The organism is Pseudomonas chlororaphis subsp. chlororaphis (assembly GCF_003945765.1).
GTDB lineage: Bacteria > Pseudomonadota > Gammaproteobacteria > Pseudomonadales > Pseudomonadaceae > Aquipseudomonas > Aquipseudomonas chlororaphis.
The window spans coordinates 48,295-71,902 of the sequence record NZ_CP027712.1 but is presented as its reverse complement, the minus strand read 5'-3'; the positions used below and the strand labels follow the sequence as shown (position 1 = coordinate 71,902).

Here is a 23,608-nt window from a genome sequence, read left to right as displayed (position 1 = left end):
ACAGGATTCAGGCGCCCCGGGTTACTTGCGCTGCAACATCACCGGCAGCTGGGCCACCAGTTTCTGGTTGTTCAGCGGCGCGCGGATGAAGCCGCGCTGGGTGCCGTCCGGGCCGATCACCGCCAGGTTGCCGCTGTGGTCGACGGTGTAGTTGGGCTTGCTGGTGTCCGCCGGAATGAACGGGATGCTCACCGCGTTGGCGAGTTTCTGCACGTCCGCCACCGAAGTCGCGGTCAGGCCCTTGAAGTCCTTGTCGAAGTAGCCCAGGTACTGTTTCAGCTGCTGCGGCGTGTCGCGGTTCGGGTCGACGCTGACCAGCACCACCTGCAGGTTATCCACCGCCTCCTTGGGCAGCTCGCTCTTGATCTGGCGCAGTTGGGCCAGGGTAGTCGGGCAGATATCCGGGCAGAAGGTGTAGCCGAAGAACAGCAGGCTCCACTTGCCCTTGAGCTCATTGAGCACCACCGGCTGGCCTTCCTGGTCGGTCATCTTCACATCCGGCAGGTTGCGGCTCTGGGGCAGCAGGATGATCCCGGCGTCGATCAACGCGGTCGGGTCCCCCTGGTTCTTGCCGGTCAGCACTTTGTTGACGGTGAGCCCCAGCACCAGGGCCACCAGCGCCACGAGAATAAAGACGGTTTTCTGAGTTCGAGTCATAGGTTCAACAATAGGTAGTGGTCTACGAGCAGGGCGATAAACAGCAGGAACAAGTAATAAATAGAGTACTTGAAGGTGTTGATCGCCGCGTGCGGCCGACTGCCACGGTACAGCACCCAGGCCCATTGCAGAAAGCGCGCGCCCAGGCCCAGGGCACAAATCAGGTAAAGCATGCCGCTCATGTGGATCGCATAAGGCAGCAGGCTGACCGCCAGCAAGGCGCAGGTGTAGAGCAGGATATGCACCTTGGTGTAGTGCTCGCCGTGGGTCACCGGCAGCATCGGGATATCGGCCTTGGCGTATTCCTCCTTGCGGTGAATGGCCAGCGCCCAGAAGTGCGGCGGGGTCCAGGCGAAGATGATCAGCACCAGCAGCAGCGGTTCGGCGGTCACATGGCCGGTGGCCGCGACCCAGCCCAACAGCGGCGGCGCGGCCCCGGCCAGGCCGCCGATCACGATGTTCTGCGGGGTCGCCCGCTTGAGGAAACCGGTGTAGATCACCGCATAACCGAGCAACGACGCCAGGGTCAGCCAGGCGGTCAGCGGGTTGGTGAACGCCAGCAGCAAGGCTTGCCCGGCGATGGCCAGCAGCAGGGCGAAACCCAGCGCCGCCGCCGGCGACACCCGGCCTTCGGCCAGCGGCCGTTTGTGGGTGCGCGCCATGACTGCATCGATCCGCCGGTCCACCACATGGTTCACCGCCGCCGCCGCGCCGGCGCACAGGGCGATGCCCAGGTTGCCGAACACCAGCACCGTCCACGGCACCCCAGCGCGAGTGGCGAGGAACATGCCCACCAGCGAGGTGATGAGCATCAGCACCACCACCTTGGGCTTGGTCAGCTCCAGGTAGTCACGCCAGATCGCCTGGCTGTGACGCTCGCCGATCAGAGTCGCCATGGCATCTCTCCTTTTATGGTTATGGGCCCGGCAGCGTGTTTGCGCGGGCTCAGCCGCCAGCCCAGCGGCAGGTGCGAGCGGGCGCGGACCAGGCTGGTGCGGGCGTGATAATTGACCAGCACCAGGGTCAGCAGCAGCGCCGCGCCGCCGGCGTTATGCGCCACGGCCACCGGCAGCGGCAGGTGGAACAGCACATTGCTGATGCCAAGGCCGATCTGCGCCGCCAGCGCCACCAGCACCAGCCCGGCGAGGCGGGTCATGCCCACATGTTTGAGTTGCCAGGCCAGGCCGAGCAACACCAGGGTCACCAGCAACGCGCCGATGCGATGGGTCAGGTGGATGGCCGTGCGCGCGTCGCTGTCGAGCTGCCCGCCCAGGTAGTTGGGGCCGATGTGCTGGGTCAGGTGAAAGCCATTGGCGAAATCCGCCGCCGGCCACCACTGGCCGTGACAGGTCGGCAAGTCGATGCAGGCCACCGCCGCGTAGTTGGAGCTGACCCAGCCGCCCAGGGCGATCTGCCCGATCACCAGCACCAGCCCGGCCGTGGCCCAGTATTGCAGGCGCCTGGGCACGATCAGCGCCGGCAGCACCCCGGACAGCCGTAGCGTCAGCAAAAACAGCAGGCTCAGGGTGGCGAAGCCGCCCAGCAGGTGCGCGGTGACGACTTGCGGCCACAGCTTGAGGGTCACCGTCCACATACCGAACAAGGCCTGGGCGAACACCACTGAGAGCAGGAACAGCGGCAGTTTCAGCGGTTGCCCGGGATGATGCCGGTGGGTCCAGGAGCGTGCCGCCAGCAGCACGATCAACAGGCCCAGGGTGCCGGCGAAATAGCGGTGGATCATCTCATTCCAGCCCTTGTGGGCTTCCACCGGGGTGTCGGGAAAATGCAGTTCGGCATGGGCCAGCTGGGCTTCGCTTTTCGGCACGCTGATGAAACCGTAGCAACCCGGCCAGTCCGGGCAGCCGAGGCCGGCGTGGGTCAGCCGGGTGTAGGCGCCGAGCAGCACCACGATCAGCGCCAGCAAGGTGGCAAACAAGGCGAGGCGAAATCCAGGTTTGGCCATGACGATGCCCTTATCCGATGTTCGACAGTTTCAGCAGATGGCGCAGGTCGTTGAGCAGGTCCTTGCCCTTGACCCGGGCGTCGTAGCGCAGGACCAGGTTGCCGTGCGGGTCGACGATCCACAGCAGCGGCGCGCCCTGGTCGCTGGCGCCCTTGGTGAAGGTCGGCAGGTCCAGTGGGTAGCGTTGCAATTGCGGGTATTCGCGCTGCAGCTTGGCCTGGTAGTCGGCGTCCAGCGGCTGGGCGGCGGCCAGGGCGTGGCTGGCCCGGGAGGCGTCGCGGCCGAGGGAGATCTGGATCTGCCGCGCCAGGTACACCAGTTGCTGGCAATCCACGGCGCAGTCCCTGGGCGCGGTAACCAGGATCTGCCAGCGCGTCTCGTCGGCCTGGACCCCGATATCGGCGCGGCTCTGGCCATTGCCGATCAGCTCGCCGTGGTAGCTGCGGCTTTCCGGCACCCAGAACTGCAACTTGTACATGCCCGTGGCGAGGATCATCGGGCCGATCACCATGGCCACGATCAGCAGCAGCTGCCAGCGGCCGCGGCGCCGGTTATGCGGCGCCTGGGCCTCAGAAATGTTGGGTGGATTCATGGCCGCTCCCATGGTGTTTCTCCCTTGCGTTATGCCATCCGAGATAGAGGTACAAAGCGCACAGGGCCAGCGCCATGGCGAACCACTGCACGGCGTAGCCCAGGTGTTTTTCCGGCCCCATGGCCACCACCGGCCATTCGGTCATGTAGGCGCCCGGACCAGCCTCCTGGCGCAGCTCGTAGGCAAAACCGCTGCGTCCCAGTTCGCTCCAGAGCCTGGCCGGATCGATCGTCGTCACCAGCCGCGGCCACTGGGCATTCAGTGGGTCGGCATGCAGTTGAAAGGTCGCGCCGGGGGCGACATAGACCCAGGCATCGAGGCTCAGGGACTGTTCCGGGGTGCTGAACGCCGGTGGCGTGCGCCGGTCCGGCCAGGGCAGCCAGCCACGGTTGAGCAGCAGCCATTGGCCGCTGGCCTGGTCGAGAAAGGGTTGCAGCAGCTCGACCCCGACCTTGCCTTCATGCATGCGGTTATCCAGCAGCAGGCTGTGGGCCGCATCGAAGCGGCCATGCAATTGCACCCGGCGGAAAGCCGGATCAGGGGCAGCCAGCAGCTCATCCACGGTCAAAGGCTCGGCCACCCGCCGTTCGGCGTAGCTGGCCAGCAGCTCGCGCTTCTGTTCGCCCCGCCCCAGTTGCCAGAACCCGAGCGTCACCAGCACCGGCAGCAACGCCAACACCACCAGGGTCGGCAGCACGCCCGGACGAAAACCGTTCATGGCAGCGCCCGAAAGTGGCGAGATCGACTGGCTATACTCAAGCGCATCGCGTTTCTCCCGGAGCCCACCATGCTTAAAGCGGCCATCGTCCTGTTGCTGATCGCCACGCTCATCAGCCTGTTCAGCGGCCTGTTCTTTCTGGTCAAGGACGACAGCAGCTCCCATCGCCTGCTCAGGTCGCTGACCGTTCGTGTGTGCCTGGCCGCGCTCACCGTCGGCTTGATCGCCTGGGGTTTCTTCAGCGGCCAGCTGGTGTCCCACGCGCCCTGGTAACGCCGCGCTCAGAGCACGTAGACGAAGACAAACAAGCCGATCCACACCACATCGACGAAGTGCCAATACCAGCTGGCCGCCTCGAAACCGAACTGATGCTCGGCGTCGAAGTGCCCCTTCATGATGCGCATCAGCATCACGAACAAAATCAGCGTGCCGATGGTCACGTGGGCGCCGTGAAAGCCGGTGAGCATGAAGAAGGTGGCGCCGTAGATGCCCGAACCCAGGGTCAGCCCCAGCTCGTGGTAGGCGTGCAGGTATTCCTCGGCCTGGAAGCCGAGAAACGCACAGCCCAGCAGCACGGTGATCGCCAGCCAGATTTTCAGCGCGCCGCGGTGGCCGTTCTTCAGGGCGTGGTGGGCGATGGTCACGGTGATGCTGGAACTCACCAGCAGCACGGTGTTGAGCAGCGGCAGGCCCCAGGGGCTGATGACTTCCTTGGGCGGTGGGAACAGCTTGGAATCGGGGTTTTCGAGCAATGGCCAGACGAACTCGAAGTTCGGCCAGAGCATGTGCGCGATGCCCTTGCTGCCTTCGCCACCCAGGGCCGGGCCGGCGATATGACGCACGTAGAACAGCGCACCGAAGAAGGCGATGAAGAACATCACTTCGGAAAAGATAAACCAGCTCATGCCCCAGCGGAACGAGCGATCCAGCTGGGCGCTGTACAGGCCGGCGCGACTTTCCTTGATCACCGCGCCGAACCAGCCGAACAGCATGTAGGCCAGCAGCAGGCTCCCGACGAAGAAAATCAGCGGGCCATGGGATTCCGGGCGCGCGGCCTTGAGGTCGTTGAACCAGGTGGCCAGGCCGAACACCGTAACGAACATGCCCACCGTGGCGATGATCGGCCACTTGCTCTGGGCGGGAACGTAATAATGCTCATGAGTTGCCATTTATTGTTCTCCTTATCGGGCACCGTCTTAACCGCCGGTGTTGGTGCTCACGGCCACCGGTGGATGACGCGCGGTGATATCGAACAGCGTGTAAGCCAGCGTCAGGTGCTTCACATCCTTGGGCATGTCGCGGTCAACGATGAAACGTACCGGCATCTCGATCTGCTGACCGGGCTGCAGCACTTGCTGGGTGAAACAGAAGCATTCGGTCTTGTGGAAATACATCGCGGCGCTGCTCGGCGAAATGCTCGGGATCGCCTGGGCGCTCATCGGGCGGTCGCTGGGGTTGCGCGCGATGAAGATCATCTCGTTCACCGCGCCAGGATGAACCACGATGTCGTCGGCCTTGGGATAGAAGTCCCAAACCATGTCGATCGCGTTGGTCGACAGGAACTGCACCCGCACCTGGCGCGAGACATCCACCTGCTGCTCGCCGGAGTACTGCCCGCCGGTCTTGCCGTTGATGCCCAGCGCCTTGCACATCACGTCGTAGATCGGCACCAGGGCAAAACCGAAGACGAACATCGCCGCCACCACCAGCAACAGGCGGGTGACCAGCGTCTTCATCGAAACCTCGGCCATCAGCGACCTCCTGCTGTTTCAGAGGCGAGCGGGCAGCGCGGCAGGCTATTCATTTCACTTCCGGCGGCGTGGTGAAGGTGTGGTAAGGCGCCGGCGACGGCACGCTCCACTCCAGCCCTTCGGCACCGTCCCAGGGCTTGGCCGCCGCGGGTTGGCCGCCACGGATGCACTTGATGACGATGAACAGGAAGAAGATCTGCGTCGCGCCGAAGGTGAACGCGCCGATGGACGACACCATGTTGAAATCGGCGAACTGCAGGTTGTAGTCCGGGATCCGCCGCGGCATCCCCGCCAGGCCAACGAAATGCATCGGGAAGAACGCCAGGTTCATGCCGATGAAGGACAGCCAGAAGTGCAGCTTGCCCAGGGTTTCGTCGTACATGTGCCCGGTCCACTTCGGCAGCCAGTAATAGGCCGAGGCGAAGATGCCGAAGATCGCGCCCGGCACCAGCACATAGTGAAAGTGCGCGACCACGAAATAGGTGTCCTGGTACTGGAAGTCCGCCGGGGCGATGGCCAGCATCAGCCCGGAGAAGCCGCCGATGGTGAACAGGATCACGAAGGCCACGGCGAACAGCATCGGCGTCTCGAAGGTCAGCGAGCCCTGCCACATGGTGCTGACCCAGTTGAAGACCTTGACCCCGGTCGGCACCGCGATAAGCATCGTGGCGTACATGAAGAACAGCTCGCCCACCAGCGGAATGCCGACCACGAACATGTGGTGCGCCCAGACGATGAACGACAGGAAGGCGATACTCGCCGTGGCGTAGACCATCGAGGTGTAGCCGAACAACGGCTTGCGCGAGAAGGCCGGGATGATCGCGCTGACGGCACCGAAGGCCGGCAGGATCATGATGTACACCTCGGGGTGGCCGAAGAACCAGAACACATGCTGGAACAGCACCGGATCACCGCCGCCGGCGGCGCTGAAGAAGCTGGTGCCAAAGTGGATGTCCATCAGCATCATGGTCACGCAGCCAGCCAGCACCGGCATCACCGCGATCAGCAGGAACGCGGTGATCAGCCAGGTCCAGACGAACAGCGGCATCTTCATCAGGGTCATGCCGGGAGCACGCAGGTTGAGGATGGTGGCAATCACGTTGATCGCGCCCATGATCGAGCTGATGCCCATCAGGTGGATGGCGAAGATGAAGAAGGTCACGCTTTCCGGCGCGTAGGTGGTGGACAGCGGGGCGTAGAAGGTCCAGCCGAAGTTGGGCCCGCCACCGGGCATGAACAGGGTCGAGACCAGTAGCAGGAACGCCGCCGGCAGCAACCAGAAACTGAAGTTGTTCATCCGTGGCAGGGCCATGTCCGGCGCGCCGACCATCAGCGGGATCATCCAGTTGGCCAGGCCGACGAAGGCCGGCATCACCGCGCCGAAGACCATCACCAGGCCATGCATGGTGGTCATCTGGTTGAAGAATTCCGGCTGCACGATCTGCAGGCCGGGCTGGAACAGCTCGGCGCGGATCACCATGGCGAACGAGCCGCCGAGCAGGAACATGGAGAAGGCGAACCACAGGTACAGGGTGCCGATGTCCTTGTGGTTGGTGGTCAGCACCCAGCGCATCAGGCCCTTGGCGGGGCCGTGGGTGTGGTCATGATCGCCAACGATTGCATGACCGTGCTCATCGCTCACAGCGTTCATGGCCTGTCTCCTGTAAACGGTTGGGCTGGACGATCGAGGGCGACACGCCCCGAGCGGCTGCGGGAACACGCAATGGACCGGGTCATTTGCTTTGCGCCTGTTTCAGAGCCAGGACATCCTTGGGCGTCACCATGTCGCCCTTGTTGTTGCCCCAGGCGTTACGTTCGTAGGTGATCACCGCTGCCAGGTCGACTTCCGACAACTGCTTGCCGAAGGCCGCCATGGCGGTGCCGGGCTTGCCGTGGAAGACGATGTTCAAGTGATCCGCCACCGGCCCGGTGGCGATCTTCGAGCCCTTGAGCGCCGGGAACATCGGCGGCAGGCCCTGGCCTTCGGCCTGGTGACAGGCCACGCAGGTGGTGTGGTAGACCTTGTCGCCACGGGCCACCAGCTCTTCGAGGGTCCATTCCTTGCTGGTCAGTTCCTTGAGCTTGAGGGCTTCGGCCTTGCGTTCGCCCAGCCAGGTGTCGTAGTCGGCCTGGGTCTTCACGTCGACCACGATCGGCATGAAGCCATGGTCCTTGCCGCACAGTTCGGCGCACTGGCCGCGATACAGGCCGGGCTTGTCGACCCGGGTCCAGGCTTCGTTGACGAAACCGGGGATTGCATCGCGCTTGACCGCGAAGGCCGGGACCCACCAGGAATGGATGACGTCGGCGGAGGTCACCAGAAAGCGCACCTTGGCGCCGATCGGCAGCACCAGCGGCTGATCGACTTCCAGCAGATAATGCTCGCCCTTGGCGCTCTGGTTATGAATCTGTTCGGCGGGAGTGGTCAGGTTGCTGAAGAACTCGACGTCCTGACCCAGGTATTTGTAATGCCACTTCCACTGATAACCGGTGATCTGGATGTCCACATCCGGTTCGCTGGCGTCGTACATCTTGATCAGGGTCGCGGTGGCGGGAACGGCCATGGCCACCAGGATCAGCAGCGGCACCACGGTCCAGAGGATTTCCACTGTCGTGCTTTCGTGGAACTTGGCGGCCACCTGGCCGGTGGAGCGGCGGTGCAGGATCATCGACCAGAACATGGCGCCAAAGACAATGACGCCGATCACCACACAGATCCAGAAGATGGTCATGTGCAGGTCGAATACCGCGTGACTTATATCAGTCGCTCCAGGCGCCATATTCACGGTCCAGGCGCCATGCGCCTGGCTGAATACCGACCACAACAGGAGGCCCATCCAGACTTGTGGATGTCGCATCATTGCGGGTTCCCCTTATCGTTCTTGTTATCCCGCCGGCTTGCACCTGCGGCCAAGGGAGCGGCTGCCTAGACTACGAACTTAAACCGCCGAGCCTTCGCTGCGCATGCAGTCGGGCGTCATCAGCTAACTTCATTCAGACCCGAGTATAGACAGCGACTTCGACCTCGCAATGCGGTGCCGTAAATCCACTGAAACAGTTTGCCGCTGCCTTATAGGCCACGGTTGGAAAGGGATAGGGGATCAATGATGGCGAAGCGATATAACCCAGACGACTAACCATGAAATAATTATGAAAAATACGTCTTAAGCGATTTCGTGAGCAGGCTAACTTATGTCTTCCCTAATTAATTGCCCTTGTTTCCTGGAGTATTCATGAACACCGCCGCATTGCGCGAGCAGATCCAACGAGCCCATCAACATGAGTCCGGCACCGGGCAATTGCGCCGCCAGCTGGAAACCCAATTGCCACACCTGCACCCCGCCATCCAGCTCCCCGAAGTGGACGCCCAGGGGGTGATGACCCGTTTTGTCGCCGCTTATATCGATCAGGTTCCCGACCTGCTGGACGCCGCCAACGAAGTCGCGCGCGAAGCCGGTATCGAGTCGCAGATCAAGCCGGTGCTGAAGATCGCCGAGCAGTTCTTCCTCCAGCCGCCCGCCATCATGGCCGGCCACGAAGGCCTGGACAGCCTGCTGGACGAAGCCTATCTGGCCCATCGCCTGGTGGAAGAGGTCAACGACCTGTACATCACGCACTTCGGCCAGCCGCTGATTCCCCTGGACACCACGGTGGCCAACCTGATCGCCCACCAGTTGATCGGCGAAACCTTCGCCAACCAGCTGGACCAAGCGGTGCACCATGCGGTCGACGCGATGCTCGACGAAGAGAGCTTCGCCCTGGAGTCGGTCGAGGCCTACCGGGAAAAGCTCAACAGCCCCGACACCGATGCCGCCTGGAAACGCTGGCCGTGCCTGTCGCGCCAACTGGGCGTGGAGCTGGAACTCGACCAGCCGGCTGCCTGAGGATTGCAGGTAGCGGCCCTGTAGCCGCTGCCGCAGGCTGCGATCGACCGGTACGGTCGCAGCGATATCACCGACGCTGAAGGTCCTTCGGACCTTATCGCAGCCTTCGGCGGCGGCTACAGGGCTACAGACTTACGCCCGGCTCAGGCCTTTGGCTCCCAGCTTCGAGGCCGGGCTCACGCCCACATTGGTGTGCAAGCGCCCCTCCAGCCGGCGCTTCAACCCGCGCGACTCGATCACCAGCTTCGAGCCCTTGGCCGCATTGGCTCGTCCCCACTCCTCGAGCAGCTCCAGGCAGGCATGGTCGATGTAGCCCAGATTATTGAGCGGCACATGCACCGTGGTGCCCGGTGGGATGCTGCCCAGCGCCTGGGTCAGGGCCGGCACCTTGAGGAAGGTCGCGGCGCCCACCAAGCGTAGTTCCATTTCGCCTTCGGCGGACAGGTCCACCAGGCTGATCTTCAGCCGCGAAGCGCCCCAGGCCAGCTTCACCAGGGTCAGGCCGAAACCGATCAGCACACCGGTCAGCAGGTCGGTGAAGACAATCGCCAGCGCGGTCACGCCGTAGATCAGCATCGGCATCGGCCCATAACGACCCAGCTTGCGGAACGACTTGAGGTCCACCAGCTTGAATCCGGTGTACACCAGCACACCCGCCAGGCTGGCCACCGGAATGCTTTGCAGCACGCTGGACAGCAATAGCACGAACGCCAGCAGCCACAAGCCGTGGAAGATCGCCGACAACCGCGTGGTCGCGCCCGCCTGGACGTTGGCCGAGCTGCGCACGATCACCCCGGTCATCGGCAGGGCGCCGAGCAACCCGCAGAGCATGTTGCCGATCCCTTGCGCCGACAGTTCACGGTCGAAATCCGAGCGCGTACCGCTGTGCATGCGATCCACCGCGGCCGCGGACAGCAGGGTTTCGGCGCTGGCGATAAAGGCCACGGCAAAGGCCGCGATCAGCAGCGTCGGGTCCGCCAGGTTGAGCAGGTCGGCCGGGCGCAGCCAGTCGATCGCCTCGGCAAGGTTTTCCGGCACCTCGACCCGCTTGACCTGCAGCGCCAGGGCCAGGCTGGCAAAGGTCGCCAGGCCGACGCCCAGCAGGGCGCCGGGGATGAAACGCAGCGAATGCGGGCGCAGTTTTTCCCATAGGAACATCACCGCCATGGTCGACAGGCCGAGCAGCCCGGCCTGCCAGCCAAAGCCACCGCCCAGGCTGGGCAAGGCCTGGGCCACCGCCTCGGGGAAGCCCGCGAGGTTATCCAGGCCGGACGCCTGGGGCTGGGCGTCGAGCATCACGTGCACCTGGGAGAGCACGATCAACACCCCGATCCCGGCAAGCATGCCGTAGACCACCGCCGGCGCCGTGACCCGAAACCAGCAACCCAGGCGCAGGCGCCCGGCCACCAGTTGCAGGAAACCCGCCAGCAGCAGGATCGGCCCGAGCATGGCGATACCGTGCTGGCGTACCAGCTCGAACACCAGGACCGCCAGCCCCGCGGCCGGACCGCTGACCTGCAAGGGCGAACCGGCCAGCCAGCCCACCACCAGGCCACCGATGATTCCGGTGATCAACCCCTTGGCCGGCGGCATGCCGGAAGCGATGGCGATACCCATGCACAAGGGCAGGGCCACCAGAAACACCACCACGGAAGCGAGCAGCTCCCGTGGCAAAACAGCTTTCAATTGTGCTGCACGCATGATGATTCTCCCGAAGCTTTCTTCAGGCGTGGCAAAGCCTGACCGCGCAGACGGCAGTCATGGCTGAACCCCACTGGGATTTAGGAGGATTTAGAAGCGCGCTTTAGGCGTCGCAACCGGGATCGGATGGCGTCCGTCCAACGGCAGGAAACACCCTTGATCCGCGTCGTAGGCTTTGATTTCGCTGGTTTCGATGTTGTACACCCAGCCATGGATGAACAACTGGCCGTTGGCTATGCGCGAAGCCACCGAAGGGTGGGTACGCAAATGCTGCAACTGGGCGATGACGTTCTCTTCGGTCAGCACATGCATGCTGGCGTTCTCGTCGGCGCAGTCGCAGTTCTCCTGGACCATGGTCTTGGCCACTTCGGCGTGGCGCAGCCAGGCTTTGACCGTCGGCATCTTTTCCAGGCTCTGCGGGTTGAGCACCGCGCGCATGGCGCCACAGTCGGAATGGCCGCAAACGATGATGTGGTGCACACCCAGGGCCATGACCGCGTATTCGATGGCCGTGGACACACCGCCGTTCATCTGCCCGTAAGGCGGTACCACATTACCGACGTTGCGGGTCACGAACAGGTCGCCCGGGGCGCTCTGGGTAATCAGTTCGGGGACGATGCGCGAATCCGCGCAGGCAATGAACATCGCCCGCGGCCGCTGGGCCGTGGCGAGTTTCTTGAACAGTTCTTCCTGCTGTGGGAAGACCTCGTGATGAAAATGCAAAAAGCCGTCAACGATTATCTGCAGCGCTGCATCGGCGCTTTCGGCGACCTCCGGGGACGCTGAAGCCGACGCAGCCAACGGCTGTTTATCCTTGTCACTCATGATTCATCCTCTTTTGACGGATTAGGTGAATTTTCCAGTTTTATCCGGCACGACGCCAGCGATTGATTAAAAAACAACCAACCCGCTGACAGCGACCCATCGGTCACTTGGTGAACAAGGTAGCCTTCCAAACTTAACTCAAACTGAACCGGCCGCTCTAAAACGCCACTATTGGCGATGCAAAAAGGTGACCAGCGTATAGACGACGGTGCACCGGCTCTACTCCACCATAGGCCAATACCTCCTAGGCTCTGTACGAAAAGTGGCTGCGCTCGGCCATGCTGCGTTAAAAACAGGCTCGTGCGCGAGTCCGATCGGAATGCTCATTTAGGTCCCTAAAGTCGAACGCGACCCCGGCCGTTCCTCGCCTGTTTTGATTCGCTGCGCTCACCCTTCGGGCCAGCCCTTGGCTGTTACTCCCGCTGGTCGTTGCGCCTTGCCTGACCTTCGCTCGCCGACTTTTCGTACAGAGCCTAGAGCAACGACATCTGCCCACCCGGCGGACAGAACGCCGTGCAATCGAGGTTGTAGCCTTCGCGCCGATCGAGCCCCAGGCGTTTGCTGGCCTTGGCGAAACGCTGCGCCAGCAGGGCCGCGAAGGGGCCTTCGCCGCGCATCCGTGCACCAAAACGGCTGTCGTACAGCTCGCCGCCGCGACACTGGCGGATCAGGCTCAGGACATGGGCCGCCCGCTGCGGATAGTGGGCGTTGAGCCATTCCTCGAACAGCGGCGCCACTTCCAGAGGCAGACGCAGCATCATGTAGGCGGCGCTTTGCGCGCCCGCGGCATGGGCCTCGGCGAGCAGGCTTTCCAGCTCGCTGTCGTTGATCATCGGAATCATCGGCGAACACAGCACGCCCACGGGAATTCCCGCCTCGCGCATCACCCGGATCGCCCGCAACCGCGCCTTGGGCGCCGCCGCCCGGGGTTCGAGGATGCGCTTGAGCTCGTCGTCCAGGGTGGTCAGGCTGATCATCACCGCCACCAGCCGCTGCTCGGCCAGTTCGACCAACAGGTCGAGGTCGCGCAGGATCAGCGAGCCCTTGGTGACGATGGTCACCGGGTGCCGGTAGCGCAGCAGCACCTCCAGGGTCCGCCGGGTCAGTTGGTGTTCGCGCTCGATAGGCTGGTAGGGGTCGGTGTTGGAACCCAGGTTGATCGGCGCACATTTATAACCGGGCTTGGACAGCTGCTGTTCCAGCATCGCCGCGGCATTGGTCTTGGCGATCAGCTTGGTCTCGAAGTCCAGCCCCGGCGACAGGTCCCAATAGGCGTGGCTGGGCCGCGCATAACAGTAGATGCAGCCGTGCTCACAACCGCGATAGGGGTTGATGGAGCGGTCGAAAGGCAGGTCCGGCGAGCTGTTGCGGGTGATGATGGATTTCGCCGTCTCAAGGCGCACCTCGGTGCCCTGGGTCAGCGGGGCTTCCTGGTACCAGCCGTCGTCGAAGGCCACTGAGCGCTGGGGCGCAAAACGGTTGTGCGGGTTGGTCGCGGTGCCACGGCCGCGCGGGGGCAGGGGGCTGGACATGGGGAGGCACTCCATTACTGTATTTATATACAGTAATGGAGCATGAAGTATCTGCCTAGCGCCACTGGGCTGAAAACGCTTTTGGAAACGCGCCTGGCGGCGCGCATCGCGGGCAAGTCGGATCGCCGCCTGCTCGCTTCTACAAGGCGGTGCGAAACCCTGTAGGAGCGAGGCTTGCCCGCGATAGCGGCATATCAGCCACCGCTGTGCGCGGTCACCTGCCCCAGGTCATCGTTCGAGGTGCTTTGCAGGTCGCCCTTGCGCAGTCCCGCCACATCCGCGGCCTTCACCTCGGAACCCTGGTTGCCCCAACTGGTGCGGATGAAGTTGACCACATCGGCCACCTCCTGGTCCGACAGGCGCCAGGCGAAGGCCGGCATGGTGAAGGTCGATGGCGCGGTATGGGTCGCCGGCAAGGTACCGCCCTTGAGCACGATGTGGATCAAGGACGTGGCATCGGCGCTTTGCAGCACCGGGTTGCCCGCCAGCGCCGGGAACACCCGGGTATAGCCATGGCCGTCGGTACGGTGGCACGCCGCGCAGTTGTCGATGTACACCGCCGCCCCCGGCTTGCTGTCGTCACCTTTCCACAACGCCTCGGCCACCGCCTTGTCGTACTGGTGCGGCTGGTCGTTGGCGTCCACCGCCGGCAGCGACTTGAGGTAACGGGCGATGGCCGTCAGGTCGTTCGCGGACATGTACTGCATGCTGTGCACCACCACGTCGCTCATGCCGCCGAACACCGCGCCGCGGTCGCTGCGACCGGTCTTGAGGAACTGCACCAACTGCTCTTCGCTCCAGCTGCCGAGGCCGTCCTTGTGGTCACCGCGCAGGTTCTTGGCGATCCAGCCTTCCAGCGGCGCGCTGCCGGCCAGGAAGTCGCTGCCTTCGCTGGCGCTCAGGGCTTTCTCCTGCATGGTCAGGGCGCGCGGCGTGTGACAGGCGCCACAGTGGCCGAGGCCTTCCACCAGGTAGGCACCGCGGCTGACCACCGGGTCTTGCGCAGCCTGCGCCTGGCCGCTGCCTTGCGCGCTCGCTACGCTCGGCGCGAACATCCAGCGCCAGCCGGCCAGCGGCCAGCGCATGCTCAGCGGCCAGGGGATGTCACTGTCGCGGTTCTCCTGGACCACCGGCGCCACGCCTTGCATGAAGTAGGCATACAGCGCCTGCATGTCGGCGTCGCTGACCCGCGCATAGGACGGGTAGGGCATGGCCGGGTACAGGCTGCTGCCGCTCTTGGCCACGCCATGGCGCACGGCCTTGTCGAAGTCGTCGAAGCTGTACTCGCCGATGCCGGTCTTGTCCGGGGTGATGTTGGTGGAATAGATCGTGCCGATCGGGGTTTCCATCGGCAGGCCGCCGGCGAACGGCTTGCCGTCCTTGGCGGTATGGCAGGCCACGCAGTCACCGGCACGGGCCAGGTATTCGCCCTGCTTGATCAAGGCTTGCCGATCGGTTTCGGCGGCGCAGAGGGAAGCGCTGCCGAGCAGCGCCAGGGTCGCGATAACGAGGGTTTTCATGGTCATCGCTCCTTATGCCTGGACCAGCGGGCCGGGGTTCTTCAGGTACTGCTCGCGGATCGCGCGGGCCGACCAGTAGGTCAACGCGGCCACCAGGCCGGTTGGGTTGTAGCCCAGGCCCTGGGGGAAGGCCGAAGCGCCCGGGACGAACACGTTGTGCACGTCCCAGCTCTGCAGGTAACGGTTCAAGGCACTGGTTTTCGGATCGGTGCCCATGATCGCGCCACCGTTGAGGTGGGTGGTCTGGTAGGACGCGGTGTTGAAGTGCTCGCCGACCTTCTTGCCCAGCACCGCGATGGCCTTGGGGTTCATCGCCTCGGCGATCTTGCCCATCTTCTCGACCATGAAGCGGTTCATCTTGATGTCGTTTTCCTGCCAGTCGAAGGTCATGCGCAGCAGCGGCAGGCCGTAGGCGTCGCGGTACACCGGGTCAAGATCGAGGTAGTTGCCACGATAGGACTGGTGAGCGCCGTGGGCGTCCATCGACACCTGGTGGGTGTAGTAGTCGGCGGTGGCCTTCTTCCAGGCGCTGCCCCAGGCCGGGGTGCCCGGCGGGTTGGAGGTGCCGGCGATCGGCCGGCTGCCGGCCTGGTTGACCCAGAACGGCGAACCACCAACGAAGCCGTGGGGGCCGTGGTCGAAGTTGTCGGCGTTGAAGTCGTCCACCGCCACGCCATTGCCGCCGGCACCGATGAAGTTGTTGGTGTGCACGTCCTTGTCGAAGTAGGCCTTGATGGTGGCCATGTTCTGGTAGGCGAAGTTCTTGCCCACCACGCCTTCGCCAGTGATCGGGTCGTAGGGCTTGCCGATGCCGGACAGCAGCATCAGGCGCACGTTATGGAACTGGAAGGCACCGAGGATCACCAGGTCCGCCGGCTGCTCGATCTCACGGCCCTGGCCGTCGACGTAAGTGACGCCGGTCGCGCGGGTCTTGGTGCTGTCGAGGTTGACCTTGAGCACGTGGGAGTTGGGGCGCAGCTCGAAATTCGGCAGCGGCTTGAGGGCCGGCAGAATGTTCACGTTCGGCGAAGCCTTGGAGTACATGTAGCAGACGTAGCCGCTGCAGAACCCGCAGAAGTTGCACGGCCCCATTTGCGCGCCATAGGGGTTGGTGTACGGCCCCGAGGTGTTGGCCGACGGCAGGTTGTACGGCTTGTAGCCGACTTCGCCGGCGGCTTTCTGGAACAGCTGGGCGGAGTAGGTGTTCTTCTGCGACTCCAGCGGGAAATGCTCCGAACGGTCCGGCGCGTAAGGGTTGCCGCCCTTGCCTTCGCCGACCAGTTGGCCTTTCACGGTCCAGGCCTGGCCCGAGGTGCCGAAGACTTTTTCCGCGTAGTCGAAGAACGGCTCCAGTTCTTCGTAGGTGACGCCGAAGTCCTGGATGGTCATGTCCTTGGGGATGAAGTTCTTGCCGTAGCGTTCTTCATAGTGGCTGCGCATGCGCAGCTCGATCGGGTCGGCGCGAAAATGCACGCCGGACCAGTGCAGGCCAGCGCCGCCGACGCCGTTGCCCGGCAGGAACGCGCCCAACTGGCGGTTCGGCAGGGCCACGTCGTTGACGCTGTGGCGAATGGTCACCGTCTCCCGGGAGATGTCCTGGAAGAGTTTCTTGCGCACGCTGTAGGTGAGTTCGTCGATCACCTGCGGGTAGTTGCCGTCCGGGTAGGTGTCCTGCATCGGCCCGCGCTCCAGCGCCAGCACGTTGAGCCCGGCCTCGGTCAGCTCCTTGGCCATGATCGCGCCGGTCCAGCCAAACCCGACGATCACCGCGTCGACCTTCTTCATTACCGTTGCCATGCTCAAGCCCTCTCGCCGCGAATCGATACTGCCGGGAAAGGGTATTGCTCGTTGCGTTCCACCCAGTCCATGAAATCGGCGCGAGCGCCGGGGAAACCGATCAACGTCCAGCCGACCATGCCTTTATTGCCGCCGTGGATCGGGTCGCAGAAGAACCCTTCCTTGGTGTTTTGCAGCAAAAGGTTGAAGAAAATCTTCGGCGGAACGCTGTCGAATGGGGGTTTTCCCGCTTCGAGCTGCTTGAGCAAATCGTCTCGGGTAGCGCTGTCTTGCGCGGCAAATGTTTTACCGTTGAAAGCTTTCGACCAAGCATCCGTCGCAGCAATGCCCAAGCGATAGATCTCCTTGGGTACCAGCTTGCTCTGCCAGCCCATCTCCGGCGCGGCGTCGGCGTTGAACGGGCCTTGCATGTACCACAGGGCGCCGGCGGCGTAGGGGGTGTTCATCTGCCGGTCGATGTATTCCGGCACGCCGGCTTCCAGGGCGCCCGGGCCTTGTTCGTCGGCCGGGATCAGGCGCTCTACCGCGGCCTGGACAAAGGCCCACTCTTCGGCGGTGAAATAGGTCGGCTGGTAAGCCTCGGTGCTGGCCGGGGTTCGGGCCGGCTCCACTGGCTTGGGCGCTTCGGGGGCGGCCATCAGCATCGAGCTGCCAAGACCGGTACTGGCGACCGTGACCACCGGGATCAAGGTCAGGGATTTGCGCAGAAACTCACGCCGCGGGTTGTCTTGATCGTGATCAGACATGGGGGGTGCACCTCACACTAGGCATTCACGGGTTGGGCAGCCGCGTCATGGCGTGGCTTGTCGTTCTGGCGGCGATTGGGAGCGCCGGGAAACACAGTTCAGCAAACTTTGGTTACAAATGGTAGCAGGCTAAGCATTCGAATAAATCGTTTGCGCGGGAAAAAAGTCGCGATTGCCGAGAAAAAACCTCTATCGCAGCGGCTTCACGTTTCTTTGACGAGCGCCTCACAGGGCGTTGACCGGCCCGGATGGAAGCTAGGCTCCCTCCATCCCCATTTCCGCTCACGGCCTTGCGCATGCACAACTTTCGTAGCCTTCCCGCCCTCTGCCTGTCCCTGCTGACGCTGCTTGCCTGGCCCCAGGCCCAGGCCGCCGAAACCGGCGCGACCCGCCCGGCCCAGTGGGCCCAGCCGGTGGAAACCCAATACAACCTGTACCAGATGTCGCCGACGCTCTACCGCAGCGCCTTGCCGGACGGCGGCGCCGTGCCTTTGCTGGAAAAGCTCAAGGTGGGCACGGTGATCAACTTTCTGCCGGAGTCCGACGCCAGCTGGCTGCAGGCCCCGGCAATCAAGCAGGTGCAATTGCCTTACCGGACCAATCACGTGGACGACGCCGACGTGCTAGCGGCCTTACGCGCGATCCAGAACGCGGAAAGCGAGGGCCCGGTGCTGATGCACTGCAAGCACGGCTCGGACCGCACCGGCCTGATGTCGGCGATGTATCGGGTGGTGATTCAGGGCTGGAGCAAAGAGGAGGCGCTGAATGAAATGACCGGAGGCGGGTTTGGCGACAGTTCCCACTTCAAGGACGGCATTCGCTACATGATGCAGGCCAATGTCGACAAATTGCGCACTGCCCTGGCCAATGGCGATTGCAGCACCAGCGTGTTCGCCACCTGTTCGGTGAAAAGCTGGTTCGAGACGGTGAGCGCCAGCAAGCCGGCGAATTGACCGGCTGCGTGGGGCTGCAGAATTGAGCTTCGACCGCATCCCGGTAGGAGCCAAGCTTGCTGGCGATCAAAGCACCGCGGTGTATCTGATACACCGCTATCGCGCGCAAGCTGCGCTCCTACAGGGGATTTGCAGTTACTTGGGCTCGTCGGTCTTTTTCTTCAACTTGGGGTTGGGGAAAAACTGCACCGACTGGACCTTGGCATCCGGCGCCTTGAGGGCCGTGGTGTTGACCCGCGTGCCCAGTTCCTTGGGCACCGACAGCCCCTGTTCATTCAGGGTGTCGGAATAACCGCAGGCCACGCACTCGCGATGGGGAACGTCGTCTTCGCTCCACATCATCAACTTGTCCTGCTCGCTGCACGCCGGGCAGACCGCCCCGGCGATAAAGCGTTTTTTCGTCTTCACTGGCCCCTCGCTCATGCCGCTGCGTCCTCGGTCAGGCCGCTGTGGCGCAAGAGTGCGTCAATCGACGGTGCGCGTCCGCGGAAGTCGACGAACAGCACCATCGGCTCCTGGGAACCGCCACGGGCCAGGATCGCCTCGCGGAACGCGCGACCGGTCTCGGCATTCAGCACGCCTTCTTCCTCGAACTTCGAGAAGGCATCGGCCGACAGCACTTCGGCCCACTTGTAGCTGTAGTAACCCGCCGCGTAACCGCCGGCGAAGATGTGCGCAAAGCTGTTGGGGAAGCGGTTGTAGGCCGGCGGACGCATCACCGAGACCTCGTCGCGCACGCTTTCGAGCACCTGCAGCACGCTACGGCCGTCGCCATGGGTGGCATGCAGTTCGAAGTCGAACAGCGAGAACTCCAGCTGGCGCACCATCATCAGGCCGGACTGGAAGTTCTTCGCCGCGAGCATTTTTTCCAGCAGGTCCTGGGGCAGCGGCTCGCCGGTCTCATAGTGACCGGAGATCAGCGCCAGGCCTTCCGGCTCCCAGCACCAGTTCTCCATGAACTGGCTCGGCAGCTCCACCGCGTCCCAGGCCACGCCGTTGATGCCGGAAACACCGGCATGTTCGACGCGGGTCAACAGGTGGTGCAGGCCGTGGCCGAATTCGTGGAACAGGGTGGTGACTTCATCGTGGGTCAGCAGGGCAGGCTTGCCGCTGTCGGCCGGGGTGAAGTTGCACACCAGGTTAGCCACCGGGCTTTGCAGTACACCGTCAATGGTGCGGCGACGGTCGCGGGCGCCGTCCATCCAGGCACCGCCACGCTTGTTGGCGCGGGCATACAGGTCGAAGAAGAAACGCCCCACGTGCTGGCCGTTTTCCTTGATCTCGAACAGGCGCACGTCCGGGTGCCAGCTGTCGAAGCCTTTCAGTTCGGCGATCTCGATGCCGTACAGGCGCTGGACGATGGCGAACAGGCCGCCGAGTACCTTGTCGATCGGGAAGTAGGCGCGCAGGGTTTCCTGGGCCACGCTGTAGCGCTGCTCGCGCAGCTTCTCGCCGTAGAAACCGCTGTCCCAGCTTTGCAGGTCCGGGCAGCCTTGCTCGGCGGCGTAGGCCTTGAGCTGTTGCAGGTCCTGGGCAGCAAACGGTTTGCTGCGCTTGGCCAGGTCCCGCAGGAAGCTCAGCACCTGGTCGCTGGACTCGGCCATCTTGGTAGCCAGGCTCAGCTCGGCGAAGTTGGCGTAGCCCAGCAGCTGGGCCAGTTCCTGGCGCAGGTCGAGGATTTCCTGCATGACCGGGCCGTTGTCATTCTGGCCGGCGTTCGGGCCCTGGTCCGAGGCGCGGGTGCAGTAGGCAGCGTAGACTTCTTCGCGCAGCGCGCGGTCTTCGGCGTAGGTCATTACCGCGTAGTAGCTGGGGAATTCCAGGGTGATCAGCCAGCCTTGCAGGTCCTTGGCCTGGGCCGCGGCAGCCATCTGCGCCTTGGCCGAGGCGGTCAAGCCGGCCAGGGCCGCTTCGTCGGTGACGTGCTTGGTCCAGGCCTGGGTGGCGTCGAGCAGCTGGTTGGAGAAGCGGCTGCCCAGCTCGGAAAGCTTGCTCTGCACTTCGGCGTAACGCTTCTGCTGCTCTGGCGGCAGGTCGATACCCGACAGGCGGAAGTCACGCAGGGAGTGTTCCAGGATGGTTTTCTGCGCCACGTCGAAACCGGCGGCTTGCGGGCTGCCCGCCAGGGCTTCGAAGGCCTGGAACAGCTCACGGTTCTGCCCCAGCTCGGTGGAATAGGCGCTCAGGGCCGGCAGGCAGGACTCGTAGGCCTCGCGCAGTTCGGCGCTGTTGCACACGGCATTGAGGTGGCTGACCGGACTCCAGGCCGCGCCCAGGCGGTCGTTGAGTTCGTCCATGGCCAATACCAGGCCGGCCCAGGTCGGTTGCGCGCCCTGGTTCTTGAGGATTTCAGCGATGGCGGCGCGGTTGTCAGCCAGGATCTGTTCGATGGCCGGCTGTACATGCTCGGCGCGGATCGCCGAAAACGGCGGCAGGTCGTAGGGCTGCAGAAGAGGGTTGTTCACACTCACGGTTGGCACCTTGGCTGGAAGAAACATTGGGCCATCTTAATTACAATCGACGCCCACCGCAGCTATCGACCCCATTAATAAATGTCAGAGCAGGTATCCAACTTGGCCATTCGCAACTATCAGAACCACACGCCCATCCTTGGCCCGCGGGCCTTCGTCGACCGCTCGGCGGTGGTGATCGGCGACGTCGAAATCGGCGCCGACAGCTCGGTCTGGCCACTGACGGTGATCCGCGGCGACATGCACCGCATCCGCATCGGCGCCCGCACCAGCGTGCAGGACGGCAGCGTGCTGCACATCACCCACGCCGGCCCCTTCAACCCGGACGGCTTCCCGCTGCTGATCGGCGACGACGTGACCATCGCCCACAAGGTGATGCTGCACGGTTGCAGCGTCGGCAGCCGGGTGCTGATCGGCATGGGCAGCATCGTCATGGACGGCGCGATGGTGGAAGACGATGTGATCGTCGGCGCCGGCAGCCTGGTGCCGCCGGGCAAACGCCTGGAAAGCGGCTTCCTCTACGTGGGCAGCCCGGTGAAACAGGCCCGCCCGCTGACCGACAAGGAACGCGCCTTCTTCACCTACAGCGCCGCCAACTACGTGAAGCTCAAGGACCTGCACCTGGCCGAAGGCTACGACCAGGCTTGAGCCCCGATCCACTGCCCAGGAATCCCCATGCATTACCAAACCGTTCTGTTCGACCTCGATGGCACCCTGACCGACCCGCGCGAAGGCATCACCCGCTCGATCCAGTTCGCCCTCGGCAAGCTGGGCATCGACGAACCCGACCTGAGCAAGCTGGAACACTTCATCGGTCCGCCGCTGTTGCAGGCGTTCATGCAGTTCTACGGCTTCGACGAAGCCAGGGCCTGGGAGGCGGTGAATTTCTACCGCGAGCGTTTCAAGGTTACCGGCCTGTATGAGAACCGCGTGTTCGACGGCGTCACGCCCCTGCTGGAAACCCTCGGTGGGCAAGGCCGCCAGCTGTACATCGCGACGTCCAAGCCATGGGTGTTCGCCCGCGAGATCGCCCGGCACTTCGATTTCGCCCGGCACTTCAAGGTGATCTACGGCAGCGAACTGGACGGCACCCACACCGACAAGGTCGAGCTGATTCGCCACCTGGTCAGCGAGGAAGGCCTGGACCCGAGCGATACCCTGATGATCGGCGACCGCAAGCACGACCTGATCGGCGCCCGCCGTAACGGGCTGGATGCGGCGGCGGTGGGTTATGGCTTCGGCAGCCACGAAGAACTGAGCGCCGAGGCGCCGGCCTACCACTTCCAGACCCTGGATGAGCTGCATCAGGCGTTCCTGCAGCGCTGAGCCACCGGCCATCGCGGACTCCTGATCGACGCTCGCTTGCCCGCGATGGCGTCCCTTTCAGGCGGCGTTCATCAGTGATTGCAACGCCGCCTTGCGCTTTTCAGCCGGCAGCGCGCCGAGCTTCTCCACGGCCTGGTAAAAGGCCGGCCAATCCCCGTTCACCTGCCTGAACAAGGCGGCGAATGCCGGTACCCACTGGTCGTACAGGCCAAAAGGCAGCAGCCTGGCATTGTTCAGCGGGGTGTTGATCCAGAAGTCGTAGCGCGCGTCGCCGTGCCATTGGCTGTCCTTCAGCTGCCGGTAATCCCGGCGCAGCTGTTCGAATTCGGCGGCCTTGCGCTGGCGCATCTGCTCGGTTGGCAGTGGCAGGGCATACAGGCGTTCCAGGCGCTGGCGGGTATCGAGGATCAGCTGGATGAACTGGTCCTTCTGCTTCACCAGGGCATCGCTGGCCGGCGCCAGGCCGCGGGCCACGCGCCATTGTCGGGTGCCTTCCTGCTCGACGAAGGTGGCGAAGGATTCGTTGAACTCGGTGTCGTCCTTCACATAAAAGCGCTGATGGGCCAGCTCGTGGAAGATCAGAGTCGCCAGGCGCTCGTCGCCCCAATGCAGCATCGAACTGAGGATCGGGTCGTTGAACCAGCCCAGGGTCGAATAGGCCTCCACCCCGCCGATGGCCACATCCATGCCCTGCTGTTTCTGCAAGGCCGCCTCGCCACGGGCCGCGCCCTGGCTGTAGTAGCCGCGATAGGCCACGCAGCCGGCAATCGGGAAGCAGTGGGTCTTGGGACTCAGGGAAAACTCAGGGGTGCTGAATACATTCCACACCACGTAGGGCCGGCCGATGTCGGCGTAGAGGCGATAGCTCTGGTTGTCCGGCAGGTGCAGGTGCTGGCTGGCAAAAAGCCGGGCTTTCTGCGACTGCGCCAGATGGGCGCGCAATAACGGGTCGCGAGTCGGGTCGGCGATGACCTGCTCGACCGGTGTGCGGGCCTGCAACAGCTGCCATTGGCCACTGGCCAGCTGGCCGTAGTAACCCACGCTGGAACAACCGTTGAGCGACAAAAGCAGCAAGCCCGGAAACAAAAAGCGCAAAAGATGATCAAGTAACCCATGGCTTGAACGCGGCCTAATCAAATCGAATCATCCTTCGAGAGTCTGCCCCCAAGACT

General features: G+C 63.6%; 23 protein-coding genes. 5 read left to right on the top strand and 18 right to left on the bottom strand.

Going from position 1 to position 23,608, the window contains the following annotated elements; translation table 11 throughout:
• Positions 1 to 21 precede the first annotated feature (21 nt).
• Genes C4K27_RS00365 through C4K27_RS00345 form a run of 5 tightly spaced genes read right to left on the bottom strand, consistent with a single transcriptional unit; the run spans position 22 to position 3,930 of the window.
• Entirely contained in the window at positions 22 to 657 is a 636-nt protein-coding gene (locus C4K27_RS00365; protein ID WP_009041520.1) for an SCO family protein, read from the bottom strand.
• A complete protein-coding gene (gene cyoE / locus C4K27_RS00360; protein WP_053263249.1) occupies positions 654 to 1,553 on the bottom strand; it encodes a heme o synthase in 900 nt (299 codons plus the stop codon). Before cyoE ends, C4K27_RS00365 begins: the two co-directional genes overlap by 4 nt.
• Positions 1,541 to 2,620, bottom strand: a complete 1,080-nt coding sequence (locus tag C4K27_RS00355; RefSeq protein ID WP_007924313.1) for a COX15/CtaA family protein — start codon at positions 2,618 to 2,620, stop codon at positions 1,541 to 1,543. The genes cyoE and C4K27_RS00355 overlap by 13 nt, the downstream gene beginning before the upstream one ends.
• A gap of 10 nt (positions 2,621 to 2,630) precedes the next feature.
• On the bottom strand, positions 2,631 to 3,224 hold the full coding sequence (locus C4K27_RS00350) for a PA_0111/PP_0108 family redox-active disulfide protein (RefSeq protein ID WP_053263248.1): 594 nt from the start codon (positions 3,222 to 3,224) through the stop codon (positions 2,631 to 2,633).
• Positions 3,190 to 3,930, bottom strand: coding sequence for an SURF1 family protein (locus tag C4K27_RS00345; protein WP_053263247.1), 741 nt, complete (start codon positions 3,928 to 3,930; stop codon positions 3,190 to 3,192). Before C4K27_RS00345 ends, C4K27_RS00350 begins: the two co-directional genes overlap by 35 nt.
• Before the next feature lie 69 nt (positions 3,931 to 3,999).
• On the opposite strand from C4K27_RS00345, the gene C4K27_RS00340 reads away from it, so the two are divergent.
• The gene (locus C4K27_RS00340) at positions 4,000 to 4,203 is read left to right on the top strand and encodes a twin transmembrane helix small protein (protein ID WP_007924318.1); all 204 of its coding nucleotides are present in this window, start codon (positions 4,000 to 4,002) and stop codon (positions 4,201 to 4,203) included.
• 8 nt (positions 4,204 to 4,211) lie between these two features.
• Here the strand turns inward: C4K27_RS00340 and C4K27_RS00335 are convergent, their stop codons facing one another.
• The 4 genes from C4K27_RS00335 to coxB all read right to left on the bottom strand — a co-directional run bounded on the left by C4K27_RS00335 (position 4,212) and on the right by coxB (position 8,542).
• Positions 4,212 to 5,099: a cytochrome c oxidase subunit 3 gene (locus tag C4K27_RS00335; RefSeq protein WP_053263246.1), complete on the bottom strand. Its 888-nt coding sequence runs from the start codon at positions 5,097 to 5,099 to the stop codon at positions 4,212 to 4,214.
• Between the two features lie 27 nt (positions 5,100 to 5,126).
• A complete protein-coding gene (locus C4K27_RS00330; protein ID WP_053263245.1) occupies positions 5,127 to 5,681 on the bottom strand; it encodes a cytochrome c oxidase assembly protein in 555 nt (184 codons plus the stop codon).
• 49 nt (positions 5,682 to 5,730) lie between these two features.
• Positions 5,731 to 7,332, bottom strand: coding sequence for a cytochrome c oxidase subunit I (ctaD, locus tag C4K27_RS00325; RefSeq protein WP_053263244.1), 1,602 nt, complete (start codon positions 7,330 to 7,332; stop codon positions 5,731 to 5,733).
• 82 nt (positions 7,333 to 7,414) lie between these two features.
• Positions 7,415 to 8,542, bottom strand: coding sequence for a cytochrome c oxidase subunit II (gene coxB, locus C4K27_RS00320; protein WP_053263243.1), 1,128 nt, complete (start codon positions 8,540 to 8,542; stop codon positions 7,415 to 7,417).
• Positions 8,543 to 8,914: 372 nt separating this feature from the next.
• On the opposite strand from coxB, the gene C4K27_RS00315 reads away from it, so the two are divergent.
• Positions 8,915 to 9,565 carry a hypothetical protein gene (locus tag C4K27_RS00315; RefSeq protein ID WP_053263242.1) on the top strand — a complete coding sequence of 217 codons (651 nt, stop codon included), beginning with the start codon at positions 8,915 to 8,917 and terminating at the stop codon, positions 9,563 to 9,565.
• Between the two features lie 132 nt (positions 9,566 to 9,697).
• Here C4K27_RS00315 and C4K27_RS00310 read toward each other — a convergent pair whose 3' ends face one another.
• The 6 genes from C4K27_RS00310 to C4K27_RS00285 form a co-directional block, all read right to left on the bottom strand.
• Entirely contained in the window at positions 9,698 to 11,266 is a 1,569-nt protein-coding gene (locus C4K27_RS00310) for a SulP family inorganic anion transporter (RefSeq protein WP_053263241.1), read from the bottom strand.
• A 90-nt stretch (positions 11,267 to 11,356) separates the two neighbouring features.
• The gene (locus C4K27_RS00305; RefSeq protein ID WP_053263240.1) at positions 11,357 to 12,091 is read right to left on the bottom strand and encodes a carbonic anhydrase; all 735 of its coding nucleotides are present in this window, start codon (positions 12,089 to 12,091) and stop codon (positions 11,357 to 11,359) included.
• A gap of 473 nt (positions 12,092 to 12,564) precedes the next feature.
• Complete coding sequence (locus C4K27_RS00300) at positions 12,565 to 13,623, bottom strand: PA0069 family radical SAM protein (protein ID WP_053263239.1); 1,059 nt, start codon at positions 13,621 to 13,623, stop codon at positions 12,565 to 12,567.
• A 194-nt stretch (positions 13,624 to 13,817) separates the two neighbouring features.
• Positions 13,818 to 15,143 (bottom strand): cytochrome c, encoded by a 1,326-nt coding sequence (locus C4K27_RS00295; protein ID WP_053263238.1) that lies wholly within the window; start codon positions 15,141 to 15,143, stop codon positions 13,818 to 13,820.
• 12 nt (positions 15,144 to 15,155) lie between these two features.
• Complete coding sequence (locus tag C4K27_RS00290) at positions 15,156 to 16,940, bottom strand: GMC family oxidoreductase (RefSeq protein ID WP_007924329.1); 1,785 nt, start codon at positions 16,938 to 16,940, stop codon at positions 15,156 to 15,158.
• Positions 16,941 to 16,942: 2 nt separating this feature from the next.
• Entirely contained in the window at positions 16,943 to 17,686 is a 744-nt protein-coding gene (locus C4K27_RS00285; RefSeq protein WP_053263237.1) for a gluconate 2-dehydrogenase subunit 3 family protein, read from the bottom strand.
• A gap of 296 nt (positions 17,687 to 17,982) precedes the next feature.
• Between C4K27_RS00285 and C4K27_RS00280 the strand changes: the two genes are divergently transcribed.
• Positions 17,983 to 18,639, top strand: a complete 657-nt coding sequence (locus C4K27_RS00280) for a phosphatase domain-containing protein (RefSeq protein ID WP_053263236.1) — start codon at positions 17,983 to 17,985, stop codon at positions 18,637 to 18,639.
• Between the two features lie 135 nt (positions 18,640 to 18,774).
• Here the strand turns inward: C4K27_RS00280 and C4K27_RS00275 are convergent, their stop codons facing one another.
• Both C4K27_RS00275 and prlC read right to left on the bottom strand, forming a co-directional pair.
• On the bottom strand, positions 18,775 to 19,062 hold the full coding sequence (locus tag C4K27_RS00275; protein ID WP_007926162.1) for a YheV family putative zinc ribbon protein: 288 nt from the start codon (positions 19,060 to 19,062) through the stop codon (positions 18,775 to 18,777).
• The gene (gene prlC, locus C4K27_RS00270; RefSeq protein WP_164523759.1) at positions 19,059 to 21,137 is read right to left on the bottom strand and encodes an oligopeptidase A; all 2,079 of its coding nucleotides are present in this window, start codon (positions 21,135 to 21,137) and stop codon (positions 19,059 to 19,061) included. Before prlC ends, C4K27_RS00275 begins: the two co-directional genes overlap by 4 nt.
• Before the next feature lie 75 nt (positions 21,138 to 21,212).
• On the opposite strand from prlC, the gene C4K27_RS00265 reads away from it, so the two are divergent.
• Positions 21,213 to 21,758 carry a gamma carbonic anhydrase family protein gene (locus C4K27_RS00265; protein WP_053263235.1) on the top strand — a complete coding sequence of 182 codons (546 nt, stop codon included), beginning with the start codon at positions 21,213 to 21,215 and terminating at the stop codon, positions 21,756 to 21,758.
• A gap of 27 nt (positions 21,759 to 21,785) precedes the next feature.
• Positions 21,786 to 22,436, top strand: a complete 651-nt coding sequence (locus tag C4K27_RS00260; RefSeq protein ID WP_053263234.1) for an HAD family hydrolase — start codon at positions 21,786 to 21,788, stop codon at positions 22,434 to 22,436.
• 57 nt (positions 22,437 to 22,493) lie between these two features.
• Here C4K27_RS00260 and C4K27_RS00255 read toward each other — a convergent pair whose 3' ends face one another.
• On the bottom strand, positions 22,494 to 23,573 hold the full coding sequence (locus tag C4K27_RS00255; RefSeq protein WP_053263233.1) for an aminopeptidase: 1,080 nt from the start codon (positions 23,571 to 23,573) through the stop codon (positions 22,494 to 22,496).
• Positions 23,574 to 23,608: the final 35 nt, after the last annotated feature.